Genomic DNA, 12,601 nt, shown 5'->3' on the forward strand with positions numbered 1-12,601 from the left:
GGGCGGTGGCGGCGGGGGCTCGATGCCGAGCATGAGCGCGCCGAGCTACGATCCCGCCGAGGATTATCGCAAGGGCGTCACCGCGTTGGGCGCGAAGGACTACAAGGCTGCGCGCAAGTCGCTCGACCGCGTGCTCAAGGCAGCGCCCAAAGATGCCAACACCAACTATCTCGCGGGGCTCGCGCATGCGGGCGAAGGCGACGTGAAGGGCGCGCAGAAGCTGTTCGAAAAGGCGGTCAAATACGACGCCAACCTCGTCCCGGCGCAGGGTGAACTGGGCGTTGCCTATGCGAAGCTCGGCGATCAGACCAAGGCACAGGCGCAGCTCGACCTGCTCAAGCAGAAGCAGGCTGCGTGCGCCACGGGCTGTGCGCAGGCGGCCGATCTGCAAAAGGCGGTCGATGACATCACCGCCGCGATCAGCGCCGGGCCGCAGGCGCGGCTCGATACGATGCCTGGTGCGGAATATCTGAGCGCGGCGGCGGGCGACGGCGCCTATCTGGGCGCGGTCGCGCTGATCAATGAGCATCGCTATCAGGAGGCGATCGACGTCCTCAAGGCGTCGCAGCGCAGCTTCGGCCCGCATCCCGACATCCTCACCTATCTCGGTTTCGCCAATCGCAAGCTGAAGTGGTACGATGTGGCCGAGGGCTATTATCTGGCGGCGCTCGCGATCGCGCCCACGCATCGCGGCGCGACCGAATATTATGGCGAGCTGATGGTCGAACGCGGCGATCTCACGGGTGCCGAGCAGAAGCTCGCGGCGCTCGACGCGAATTGCGATTTCGGCTGCTACGAAGCGGAGGAACTGCGGCGTTGGATCGCGGCGGCGCGCGCCACGGGTTCCTGAGGCTCGGCGCAGCGCTTGCGCTGTGCCAGGCCGCCATCGCCGCCGCACCCGGCCCGGAACTGCGCGCCGCGCGCTGGCTCGCGCCGGACGCGCGCGTCCGCGCACTCAGCGAGCGCCCCGCCGAATGCTATGTCTCGCCCACCGATGCCGCGACGCGCGCCAGCGCCGAGATCGGCCGCGCCGCGTTCCGCACCCCGCTGCTGCTCGGTGGGCAGGCCGCGCGCGCGGGGCTTTCGTGCGAAAGCTGCCACCGGGCGGGCCGCGACAATCGCGATTTCCTTTTCGAAGGTCTTTCGGGTGCGCCGGGTACCGCCGATGTCACCTCGTCCTTCATGAGCTCGCACCGCGGCAACCAGCGCTTCGATCCCAGGCCAATCCCCGATCTCGCCATGCCCGGCAAGGTGTCGCGTGCGCCCGGCGACCCAGCGCTGCGCGCCTTCATCCGCGGGCTCGTCGTCGAGGAATTCGACGGCACCGAACCGCCGCCGCGCGTACTCGACGGGCTCGCCGCCTATGTCCGTGCGCTCGACGCAGCGGCGTGCGGGCAGGGCAGGGCGGTGACCCTCGCCGATCAGCGCGACGATATCGCGCGCGCACGCGCCGCCACCGACGCCGCGCTGGCACAGGGCGATCGCCCAACCGCGCGGCTGATGATTGCGGCGATGCGCACCGCGCTCGGCCAGATCGACGAACGCTATGCAGTGAAGGGGCTTGCCGCCCACCGCACCGCGCTGCGCGCCGCCGATCGCGCGTTGCTGGCGATCCAGCACGCGCTCGACCGCAGGGACGGCGATGTCGCGGCACGGCTCGCGCGCTGGCGCAATCCCGCCGAGGCAGCCGCGCTGCGCCGCGACGAACCGCGCTCGCTCTACAATGCCGCTGTCCTGCGAAGGTTTTACACGGCGCCGGTCAAGGCGACACCGTAAGGCCGTTTGCCTTGCACGGGCCGATGCGCTGCCGCATTCTGCGGGAAATCAGGAGCGACGCATGAAGATCATCGGCAGCTATGTCAGTCCCTATGTCCGCAAGGTGCTCGCCTGCCTCAACCTGAAGGGGCTCGACTATGAGATCGACCCGATCACGCCCTTTTTCGGCGACGACACCTTCGGTTGCATGAGCCCACTGCGCCGCATCCCCGTGCTCGTCGACGGCGATTTCACGCTCTGCGATTCCTCAGTGATCTGCGCGTATCTGGATGAGGCCTATCCCGGCCATCCGCTGCTCCCCGCCGATGTGAAGGATCGTGCGCGCGCGCGCTGGTTCGAAGAGTTCGCGGACACGCGGCTCGGCGACGTCTTCATCTGGGGGCTGTTCTACCAGCGCGTTGTCCACCCCGCGGTCTGGCGCGAACCGGGCGACGCGGCACGGATCGAAAAGACGCTCGCCGAGGACATCCCTGCGGTGCTCGACTATCTCGAGACCCAGCTTCCCGCCGATGGTTTCCTCTTCGGCACGATCGGCCTCGCCGACATCGCGCTCGCATCCTTCTTCCGCAACGCCGACTATGCCGGCTTCACGATCGACCCCGTACGCTGGCCGCGCGCCGCGGGCTTCGTCGGGCGCGTGCTCGAACACCCGGCGCTCGCCAGCCTGCTCCCCTTCGAACAGGCCCAGGTCAGCACCACCATCGCCAGCCGGCGTCAGGCGCTCCTCGACGCGGGCGCGCCGCTGGTCGCCGAGAGCGTCGGCACCCGCGAGGCAAGGCGGGGGGTCATGCGGCTATAATCTTTCGAGCCGCAATCCACTTAGGGGCAGATATTGGTCGGAATCCGATACGCGCAATCAGCGAAAAAAGAACACGTACCAACAGGGCCGGCGCGGCCGTGTAGTCGGCGCCGGCCCTGTTTGGGCTAGGGCTGAAAGCGTTCGCCGACCATCTCCTCGCTCTTCGTCCAGAGCGCCTTCGCATTGTCCGGATCGAGCGCGTAGGGCCGCGCACCGTCGCCGAGCGGGTTGATCGGCTCGTCGGTGATGAACGTCGTCACATGGCAGTCCTCGCAATAGCGGCCACCGACCTCATCGGCATCTGCCACCACGCCGGCCCAGACCGACGTAGCCGCACCTTGCGGAATCGTCTTGCGCTGGAAAAGCGGTTTGCCCTCCTTCACGTAGTCCTCATTCATCGCATCGATGAACGTGTCGAGCGTTTGCTCACCCATGTGGCGGCCAAGCTCCGTCTGTATAAAGCCTGGATGGACCGCGGTCGCGCGGACGCCGCGGTCGCGGTGGCGGCGATCAAATTCCACCGCGAACAGCGCATTGGCGGTTTTTGCGCGACCATATGCGATATACGGATCATAGGGCGTGCGGTCGAAATTGGGATCCTCAAGGTCCACATCCGAATACCGGTGACCGGACGAGGCTAGGCTCACCAGCCGCGCATCGCGCCGCATCAACGGCGCGATGCGGTTGACGAGGACGAAGTGGCCGAGGTGGTTGGTGCCGAATTGCGTTTCGAACCCGTCGGCGGTGCGGCCGAAGGGTGTGGCCATGACCCCGGCGTTGGCGATGACCAGGTCAAACGCCCTGCCATCCGCGAGCAGCTTGTCGGCGGCCGCCCGAACGCTGGCGAGCGAAGCGAGGTCGGCCTCGATCACATCGATCGATCCGCCATTGGCCCGATCGGCGGCGCGCGCCTCATCGAGCGCGCGGTCGGCCTTTGCCAGGTCGCACGCCGTGCCGACGACCTGTGCGCCACGGCTTGCAAGCGCGCGCGGTCTCGACTCCGAGGCCGGCGGAAACGCCCGTAATGAGGGTTCGTTTGCCGCTGAGATCGATCCCGGCGAGAATTTCATCGGTGGTTGAAGCGGCTCCAAAAGGGCGCGTCACATTTCATCTCCTTGAGTAAGATTGCAGCCAAAAAAAAGCGACCTCTCCCGGATCGCGCTGCTTGCGGATCCAGGCTGATGAACTCTAAACAGGAGGGTGCCTCCGTTTTATACACGGAGGGTTCCTCCGTTTAACAAGGGGCTTTTTTTGACATCTGATTCGAAGCCATCCCGCAAACCGCGCGCCGACGCGGAGCGAAACCGTCAGCAGTTGCTGGAAGCCGCTCGGGCCGCATTCACCGCTGAAGGCACCTCGGTTAGCCTGGAACAGCTGGCGCGCACCGCAGGTGTCGGGATCGGTACGCTCTACCGTCACTTTCCGACACGCGAGGATCTCATCGCCGCGGTCTATCAGAACGAAGTGGAAAAACTCGCCGAGGCGGGCGAGCAGCTGGAGAAAGCCGGACTTCCGCTGGACGGGTTGCGACGCCTGTTGCTGCTGTTTGTGGAATATCTCGGCACCAAACTGCTTCTCGCGGACGCGCTGAAGGCCATGGTCGTCGACAACTCGCAGCTATATGCCCTGTCGAGCGAGCGGCTCAGCGCCTCAATGTCCAGAATGTTGAAGCGGGCGGCGGACGTCGGTGAAATCGCCGACCACGATATCGACCCGCTCAATCTGCTCCGCGCCCTTTCGGGGATTGTGACCGCCGACGCCGGACCCAACTGGGAAGCGTCTGCGCGACAAATGATCGAAATTCTGCTCAACGGCTTGCGGCATAGAAACTCACGGCCGAGCTGAGGTTGACTAATAGCGGCGTAAATTTCCCCGGTCCCCGCAAACCCCTCTGTCCTACACGCGATGTTCCTGTCATGTTCTTCGCGGGCCGCTACGGGCCCGCCCGTGTCGGAGCATGATCATTATGCCCATATGCGCGACCTTCGCGAAGTTCCGTGGCGCTGCCGCATGCCGCGCCGCCTCAATCCGCCTCTTTCCGCGGCGCAGCAAATGCGCTATGGGCGCGCCCGAACCCTTTTCTCAAAGCATCAGGACTCCTTGAATGAGCCTCCGCAATGTGGCCATCATCGCGCACGTCGATCATGGCAAGACCACGCTCGTTGACCAGCTTTTCCGCCAGTCGGGCACCTTCCGCGACAACCAGCGCGTCGAAGAGCGCGCGATGGACTCGAATGATCTCGAAAAGGAGCGCGGGATCACGATTCTGGCCAAATGCACCTCGGTCGACTGGCAGGGCACGCGGATCAACATCGTCGACACCCCCGGCCACGCCGATTTCGGCGGTGAGGTGGAGCGCATCCTCTCGATGGTCGACGGCGTGATCCTGCTCGTCGATTCGTCCGAAGGCGCGATGCCGCAGACCAAATTCGTCACGGGCAAGGCGCTGGCGCTGGGTCTTCGCCCGATCGTCGTCGTCAACAAGATCGACCGTGCGGACGAGCGCACGCAGGAAGTGCTCGACGAGGTGTTCGACCTGTTCGTCAGCCTCGACGCCACCGACGAGCAGCTCGACTTCCCTGTGCTCTTCGCTTCGGGCCGCAACGGCTATGCGAGCGACAATCCCAATGTCCGCGAGGGCGACCTGACCCCGCTGTTCGAAAAGATCGTGAGCCATGTGCCCGCGCCCGCGCTCGACGAGGATGGTCCGTTCAAGTTCCTCGTCACGCTGCTCGACCGCGACAACTTCCTCGGCCGTATCCTCACGGGCCGCGTCGCCTCGGGTACCGTCAAGGTCAACCAGGCGATCCACGCGCTCGACATGGACGGCAACGTCATGGAAGCGGGCCGTGCGTCCAAGATCTTCTCGTTCCGCGGGCTTGAGCGTGTCCCGGTCGAAGAGGCGAGGGCGGGCGACATCATCTCGCTCGCGGGCCTGACCGTCGCCACGGTCGCCAACACGATCGCCGACACCTCGGTGACCGATGCGATCCAGGCGCAGCCGATCGATCCGCCGACGCTCTCGATGCGCTTCGCGGTCAACGACAGCCCGATGGCGGGACGCGAGGGCAGCAAGGTGACGAGCCGCATGATCCGCGACCGCCTGTTCCGCGAGGCCGAATCGAACGTCGCGATCCGCGTGACCGAGTCCGAGGACAAGGACAGCTTCGAAGTCGCGGGCCGCGGCGAGCTGCAGCTGGGCGTGCTCATCGAGACGATGCGCCGCGAAGGCTTCGAACTCGGCATCTCGCGTCCGCGCGTGCTCTTCCAAGATGGCCCCTCGGGCCGCGAGGAGCCCTATGAGACCGTCGTGATCGACGTCGACGACGAGCATTCTGGTACGGTCGTCGAGAAGATGTCGATCCGCAAGGCCGAGATGACCGACATGCGTCCCTCGGGTGGCGGCAAGACCCGCATTACCTTCTCGGCGCCTTCGCGCGGCCTGATCGGCTATCATGGCGAATTCCTGTCCGATACGCGCGGCACGGGCATCATGAACCGGCTGTTCGAGAAATACGGGCCGTACAAGGGCAATATCGAGGGCCGCGCCAATGGTGTGCTGATCTCCAACGGCGCTGGCGAAGCGAACGCTTATGCGCTCGGCCCGCTCGAAGAGCGCGGCGTGCTGATGGTCGGCGTGGGTGAGGCCCTCTACGAAGGCATGATCATCGGTCAGAACGCCAAGACCGAGGATCTCGAAGTCAATCCGATGAAGTCCAAGCAGCTCACCAACTTCCGGGCGAGCGGCAAGGACGATGCGATCCGCCTCACTCCGCCGTGGAAGATGACGCTTGAGCAGGCGATCGCCTATATCGACGACGACGAACTTGTGGAGGTGACGCCCAAGTCGATCCGCCTGCGCAAGCGCCACCTCGATCCGCACGAGCGCAAGCGCGCGAACCGGCAGAAGGACGCCGCCTGACAGAGATTTTCAGCTGAACCCAGGATGAATTTCGAATTCCTTCGGGGTTCAGCCGCCTGTCTTTAGCCTGTTCTGACCTGGACGCCGAGCCGACCGACGAGTCGGCCGACGCCTTTTTTGAAAAGGGGGCGGAAGGACAGGAGACGGGCATGAAGATTTTTGGATGGAAGGCCATATCGCTCGCCGTAGGCGCGGCGACGCTGGCCGCAAGCGCTGCCCCTGCCGAGGCGCGGCGCTATTATCGTGATGACGACGACGCGGGCATAGCCATCGCGGCGGGCGTTGTGGGGCTGGCGATCGGTGCCGCGCTCGCATCATCGTCGGGCGACCGCTATTATCGGGGTGGCTATTACGATCGTGGCTATCGCTATCGTGATGGTTACTACGACGATTATTATTATGATCGCAGATACCCCCGCTATCGCTACCGCAATTACGACCGGCGTCGCTATTACGATTATGACCGCTATTATGATCGGTCCTATCGTAATCGCGGTTATTATTATGACCGGCCCTATAGCTATCGCGGACGTGACCGCTGCTGGACGCAGCGGGTCTATGACCCGTATCTCGGACGCCGGGTGCGCGTGCGCCACTGTCGCTGAGGCGGATTGACCGGGCGGCTGGCGCTGGCCAAACAGGGCCATCGTCAACCGGGGGAATGCCGTGATCGAACCTGTCCTCGAGAGCCTGGTGGCTGGCCTTCCTGTGTTGCTGCTGCATCTGGGTGTCTCCCTCGCGGTCTTTCTGCTGGCGCTGTCGGTCTATCTCTGGCTGACCCCGCACAAGGAGATGGTGCTGATCCGCGAGGGCAATCAGGCGGCTGCGATCTCGCTCGGCGGCGCGGCGGTGGGCCTCGCCATCCCGATGGCCTTCTGCCTCCGCGCATCGGTCAATGTCTGGGATGTTGCGGTGTGGGGCACGGTGATCCTGATCATCCAGATCGTCGCCTTTCGCGGCGTCGATCTGATCCTGCACCACCTGCCCAAACGTATCGAGCATGACGAAAAATCGGCCGCGATCTTTCTTGCGATGGTCAAGATTGCGGTCGCGATGCTCACAGCCGCCGCGGTTTCGGGCTAAGCGATGGCCGGATCGCGGCAGGGCGGCTGCTCGCTCGTCCCGCTCGTGCTGTTCCTCGTCCTCGCGACGGTGTTTGCCGGTCGCGACGAGCGCCAGCTGCGTGCGCCCGAGAGCAACCCGCGCCGCCCGCCGCTCGAAGAAGCGATGCCCTTTCCCGGCGGCGTGCCCGCGCCCGAATATGGCATAGGTGACAGCGGCCAGACTCAGGACAGCCAGGGCACCGCCTTCGCAATATCCGACAGCGGGCTGTGGATGACCGCCGAGCATGTCGTGCGGGCCTGCGACCGTGTCGGCCTGTCCACCGGCCCAGCGCAGGCCGCGCGCGTGCGCGGGATCTATCAGAGCCGGGTAAGCGATGCCGCAGTCATTACCGACGGCTTGCCCAGCCAGCAGGTGCTGCCGCTCGCCGTGCGCGAACTCGCCGCCGACACGGACGGCTATCATATGGGTTTTCCGTCCGGTCGCCCCGCGGTGGTCCATAGCCGCCTGATCGGGCCGGGCAGCGCCGCGCGCGGGCCGGGGCGCACAGAGCCCGTGCTTGCCTGGGCCGAGGTCGCGCGCTTTCCCGAATTTGACCATGCGCTCGGTGGGATCAGTGGCGGGCCCACGCTCGACGCGACCGGCGCAGTGGTGGGCATCAATTCGGCCGCGAGCGAGCGCCGGGGGCGCGTGCTGACGACGCGGCCCGATGCTGCGATCCGGCTGCTGCGCGCGACCAGGCTGGCGCCGGGCAGCGCGGCCGCGGCCCCCATCGCGGGCGTCAGCGATGCGCTGGCGCGCTTCCAATATTATGCGTCGGCCGGCGCGATCCGCGAGATCTATTGCGACGTGGCGGGATGATCGCCGATTGACGCAGGGGCGGCGGGTTCGCTAGGGCGCCCGCGATATTCCAGCCGAGAGACATTCCCATGAGCGACACGCCCCCCGACCGCCTCGCGATCGACCCCGACAGCCCCTTCCACAATGCCGAACTGCTCGCGCGCGGCGTCGGCATCCGCTTCAAGGGTGTCGAGAAGCACAATGTCGAGGAATACTGCATTTCCGAAGGCTGGATTCGCGTTCAGGCGGGCAAGACGCTCGACCGCAAGGGAAAGCCGCTGACGCTCAAGCTGAGCGGCCCCGTCGAGGCATGGTACGAGGACGTCAAGATCAAGGACGACGCGGCCGAGGGCTGAGGCGCCGGCGTCAGCTGCGAGGATTGCCCGTCGGGCGGGGGCCAATCAGTCGCCCGACTGGGTACGGATCGCTGTCATTACCGCGGGGATGCGGGCAAGGTTGCTGTCGGCGATCTGGATCGTCGGCTCCGCGCGCGGCGCGTTGCCGTAGATGAAACCATAGGCGGGATATTCGGTCAGGCCGAGATCGCCCATCGGACCGTACCAGACCTTGACCTTGCTCCAGTCGCCAGCCTCCGAGATATCGATCGCGCGGACGTCGCGCTCGATCTGGCCGCCGCGCGACCAGTTGGCGTGGGTGAGCAGCACTTCGCGCTCCGAGATGACCTTCGACACCATCGCGACATGGCCGAGGCGCATCTTGCCCGAGGACTTCATTGCGAGCACCGCGCCGACCTGCGGCACATTGCCGCGATCGTACTTGCCCTCGGCCTGCGCCCACCAGGTGTGCGCGTTGCCGTAAATCTCGATACCCGAAACGGAGCGGGCATAGGGCGCGCACTGCCAGTACTGGGCGGCGGCGGGGGCGATCGAGGCGATGGTCATGCCGATCAGCATGGCAATGCCGACGATTGCGCGCTTTGCTCCTGCAAACATGAAAACCCCCTGCGACCCCTATGGCCTTCTCATGGAGGGCTTTTCGGGCGGCCGGAATAGGGGCGGGTTAACGCGGTTCCATCTTTGCGGCGAGTTGTTACGGCGCCGCGATGAGGTGTCGATGAACCGAAGTCACGCCTTCCAGTTCAGTGCCTTGTCGACCGTCGCGACGGTGACCGAATGGTAGCCGGGCCGTGCCTTGGCATAGATTCGCGCGGCGATCGGCTTGCCCCAATCACCCTGCTTCTCGAGCGCCTCGAACAGCGGGCTGACGAACTTGCGGCGGCCCTGCGCGGTGAGGAACTGCTCGGCCGAGGCGGCGGCGGGATCGTAGCGATTGCCGATCGCAAGCATCAGCCAGGCAAAGCGTATCTCGCCATTGCCCGTGCTGCCCAGCTTCCACGTCGCGTCGAGATCGGCGAGCTGCGCGGGCGCGAGCTTGCGTGGCAGGGCGTTGATGAAGCGGACCTTTTCCTGCGTCGACCATTTGGACGCATCGATCGCCGATGCAGGCTGGCCACCCGCGAAGCCCTTCGCTGCCGCATCGATCGCGACGAAGCTCGCGGCCTTCAGATGGACCGCGTTGGCGCGAACGTCGGGCTGGTAGACCCATTGCTCGACGCCGATCTTCTTCTCCAGCGCGGTGTCGCCGTCCAACAGGTTCTTGCGCATGTCGGCGATGAAGCCCGCGCTGGTCTGCGGCTGGAAGGCGAAGCGATCGAAATAGCCTTTCAGATACGCGTCCCATTTCTCGCGCCCGACGGTCTGCTCGATCGTCCGCAGGAAGACCGCACCCTTTTCATAGGCGACATTGGTCATGCCATCGTCGGGATCGCGTCCCGCGAGATCGAGATGGAGCTGGGTGTCCTTCGACTTCGGCCCACCGACGTCCGCGAATGCCTGCTCCATGTCTGACCAGCCGAGATCGGCGAGCATCGCGGCGCGTTCCTTGCCTTCCATCGCCTCCATGATCCGGTTCTCGAAATAGGTGGTGAAGCCCTCGTTGAGCCAGAAATCGTCCCAGGTGGCGTTGGTGACGAGATTGCCCGACCAGCTGTGCGCCAGCTCGTGCGCGATGAGCGACACCAGCGAGCGGTCACCCGCAATGACGGTCGGCGTCAGGAAGGTCAGTCGCGGATTTTCCATGCCGCCAAAGGGGAAGCTGGGCGGGAGGACGAGCAGGTCGTACCGACCCCAGCGATAGGGGCCGTAGAGTCCCTCGGCGGCCGAGACCATCTTCTCGAGATCGGCGAACTCCCACGCGCTCTTTTCGAGCATCGACGGCTCGGTCCACACGCCGGTGCGCGGGCCAAGCTCCTTGAAGGTCAGGTCGCCCACCGCGATCGCGATCAGATAGGGCGCGACGGGCTTGTCCATCCTGAAGCGGAAGACGCGGCCGCCATCGGTTTCCTCACCCTCGGGCGTCAACATCTCGGCGCTCATCACCGCGGTCAGCTCCTCGGGGACGGTGATCGTCGCATCCCAGCTCTGACGGATGCCGGGGCTGTCCTGAGTCGGGATCCAGGTGCGGTTGAGGATCGCCTGACCCTGGCTGAACAGGTAAGGGAGCTTCTTGCCCGCGGTCTGCGAGGGCGAAAGCCATTGCAGCGCGGCAGCGCCCGGCGCCGAGGCATAGTGCACGACGATCTTCTTCGCGCCGCCCAGCTGGACGGTCAGCGGCTGGCCGTGGACCTCGTCACCCTTGCCGAGCGCGAAGGGCAGCTGACGTCCTTCGGTATCGGTCACGCGGCTGACGGCGAGATTCTTGCTGTCGAGCACGACCTCCTTCGCGTCGGGTGCGGTCTCGATGTCGAGCGTCGCGGTGCCCTTGACGACCTTTGCATCAAAGTCGGTGGCGAGATCGAGCGAGACGTGCTTGACGCGCGCCTCTTCGGGTCTCGCGAAACTGTGCGCGTCCTTCGCATCCTCGGTGAAGAGCACGGGCGCGGTCTGCGGCGCGGCGGTGTTCTCGTTCTTGGCGGAACCGCACGCGGCGAGTGCGGCGAGCAGGGCGGTGGACACAAATTTACGCAAGGTCATGAAAGGATCGGCTCTGTGCTGCACGCCCGCACCGGGCGCTTCGGAATGGCGGGAAGCTAGAACAGGATCGCCGGGGATGGAAGGGCGCGCCGCACCGCGCGCGCGGGGCGCCGTGACATCGCGAGAGCGCGCTTCGTCGAAATATCCTTCCGCCACCCGATCCCTCCGAACTTCTCGAAGCTCACGCATATGAGCAAGTAAAATAAAGACAAAATTGTTTATATTCAGATAGTTACAATGTTTATCGGGTTCTTGCGCTGTAGGACGGCGGCCTTTCGCGGCTGCGCACGAAACGGCCGGATTCACGCGGAGGCACGGGGGAGGTGCGATTTGGCGCGTGAACGTGTCAGCCGAGGAGCACGGCGCCGAGCCTGGCGAGCGCCAGCGCGGCCATGAAGATCATCAAATGCCGAAGCGCAGGCCCGTAGCATGCATGAGCCAGCCCTCGGGTATCATTTTCGCGTTGCATCAGCTGTCCAATCCGCCCGTTGCTCTGCCTGCGCGATGGCAGCGGGGCGACGGGAATGAGCCCTGGCCGGCAGGAGCGGGGGCTCGCCCCCGCCGGACGGAACGCCAAGATCGTCCCGCCCGAATCTGGCGGCCATCCCCGGAGAGGACGGTAGATGGCCTCGATTGTAGCATCGTGGTTTCGTCATCAGGACAGCGCCTGCGCCGCCGACGCCGCGATTGCCATGAGGAACAGGATGCCACAGGCCAGATCCAGCGGCCTGTGCTTGCCCAGCCAGTCGGCGACCAACATCCATCGCCGCCACAGCCGCCGGACGGCCGGGGAATATTCGCCGATCCCGGCGGGTTTCTGAAGACGATGATCGCGGGGCTTCTGCACACACCGATTATCCTGCGATCGGCATAGGCTTGCCAGAGCATCGATCCGCTCCCGGCATAGTAATGTCGTTTGTTTCCAGGTTGTAGCCTCCCGGAACGGCAGGGATGTCGTGGGAAGCTGCCATTATGGTTCCTCCCCGGTACGGGGAGGGGGACCATGCGAAGCATGGTGGAGGGGCTGGCGAGAATCCTGAGCCTCAGCGCAGCCCCTCCGTCAGGCCGACGGCCTGCCACCTCCCCGTTCCGGGGAGGAACTGAAAGTCAGCAATGTCGTCGTGTCCGGACGGTTGTCTAATTGATTTGAGCATCAGGCTTCCTTTTTCCCGTTGGCCAACGGTTGTCTGCGAGGTCATCGGACGACTT

At 65.2% G+C, this 12,601-nt stretch carries 13 protein-coding genes; 9 read left to right on the top strand and 4 right to left on the bottom strand.

Annotated features, from left to right (window positions below; all coding sequences use genetic code 11):
- From AC3WJD_RS20610 to AC3WJD_RS20620, 3 genes are all read left to right on the top strand, one after another.
- Positions 1–850: tetratricopeptide repeat protein (locus tag AC3WJD_RS20610; RefSeq protein WP_492748633.1), on the top strand; the 850-nt coding region annotated here is incomplete at its 5' end.
- Positions 817–1,776 (top strand): hypothetical protein, encoded by a 960-nt coding sequence (locus tag AC3WJD_RS20615; RefSeq protein ID WP_492748634.1) that lies wholly within the window; start codon positions 817–819, stop codon positions 1,774–1,776. The genes AC3WJD_RS20610 and AC3WJD_RS20615, both read left to right, overlap by 34 nt.
- Positions 1,777–1,837: 61 nt before the next feature.
- Positions 1,838–2,575: a glutathione S-transferase family protein gene (locus AC3WJD_RS20620; RefSeq protein ID WP_492748635.1), complete on the top strand. Its 738-nt coding sequence runs from the start codon at positions 1,838–1,840 to the stop codon at positions 2,573–2,575.
- Between the two features lie 125 nt (positions 2,576–2,700).
- Here the strand turns inward: AC3WJD_RS20620 and AC3WJD_RS20625 are convergent, their stop codons facing one another.
- The gene (locus AC3WJD_RS20625; RefSeq protein ID WP_492748636.1) at positions 2,701–3,645 is read right to left on the bottom strand and encodes an SDR family NAD(P)-dependent oxidoreductase; all 945 of its coding nucleotides are present in this window, start codon (positions 3,643–3,645) and stop codon (positions 2,701–2,703) included.
- Between the two features lie 181 nt (positions 3,646–3,826).
- Between AC3WJD_RS20625 and AC3WJD_RS20630 the strand changes: the two genes are divergently transcribed.
- From AC3WJD_RS20630 to AC3WJD_RS20655, 6 genes are all read left to right on the top strand, one after another.
- Positions 3,827–4,420, top strand: coding sequence for a TetR/AcrR family transcriptional regulator (locus AC3WJD_RS20630; RefSeq protein ID WP_492748637.1), 594 nt, complete (start codon positions 3,827–3,829; stop codon positions 4,418–4,420).
- Between the two features lie 259 nt (positions 4,421–4,679).
- Positions 4,680–6,497, top strand: a complete 1,818-nt coding sequence (typA, locus tag AC3WJD_RS20635) for a translational GTPase TypA (protein ID WP_492748638.1) — start codon at positions 4,680–4,682, stop codon at positions 6,495–6,497.
- Between the two features lie 149 nt (positions 6,498–6,646).
- The gene (locus AC3WJD_RS20640) at positions 6,647–7,102 is read left to right on the top strand and encodes a hypothetical protein (RefSeq protein WP_492748639.1); all 456 of its coding nucleotides are present in this window, start codon (positions 6,647–6,649) and stop codon (positions 7,100–7,102) included.
- Positions 7,103–7,163: 61 nt separating this feature from the next.
- On the top strand, positions 7,164–7,580 hold the full coding sequence (locus AC3WJD_RS20645) for a DUF350 domain-containing protein (RefSeq protein WP_492748640.1): 417 nt from the start codon (positions 7,164–7,166) through the stop codon (positions 7,578–7,580).
- 3 nt (positions 7,581–7,583) lie between these two features.
- On the top strand, positions 7,584–8,420 hold the full coding sequence (locus AC3WJD_RS20650; protein ID WP_492748641.1) for a S1 family peptidase: 837 nt from the start codon (positions 7,584–7,586) through the stop codon (positions 8,418–8,420).
- A gap of 68 nt (positions 8,421–8,488) precedes the next feature.
- Positions 8,489–8,755 carry a DUF3297 family protein gene (locus AC3WJD_RS20655; RefSeq protein WP_492748642.1) on the top strand — a complete coding sequence of 89 codons (267 nt, stop codon included), beginning with the start codon at positions 8,489–8,491 and terminating at the stop codon, positions 8,753–8,755.
- Positions 8,756–8,800: 45 nt separating this feature from the next.
- Here the strand turns inward: AC3WJD_RS20655 and AC3WJD_RS20660 are convergent, their stop codons facing one another.
- The 3 genes from AC3WJD_RS20660 to AC3WJD_RS20670 form a co-directional block, all read right to left on the bottom strand.
- Positions 8,801–9,352, bottom strand: a complete 552-nt coding sequence (locus AC3WJD_RS20660; protein ID WP_492748643.1) for a CHAP domain-containing protein — start codon at positions 9,350–9,352, stop codon at positions 8,801–8,803.
- Between the two features lie 132 nt (positions 9,353–9,484).
- Positions 9,485–11,392, bottom strand: a complete 1,908-nt coding sequence (locus tag AC3WJD_RS20665; RefSeq protein ID WP_492748644.1) for a M1 family metallopeptidase — start codon at positions 11,390–11,392, stop codon at positions 9,485–9,487.
- Between the two features lie 655 nt (positions 11,393–12,047).
- Entirely contained in the window at positions 12,048–12,239 is a 192-nt protein-coding gene (locus tag AC3WJD_RS20670) for a hypothetical protein (RefSeq protein ID WP_492748645.1), read from the bottom strand.
- Positions 12,240–12,601 lie beyond the last annotated feature (362 nt).

It is taken from the genome of Sphingobium sp. FW306-1B-F04DB, assembly GCF_058781925.1.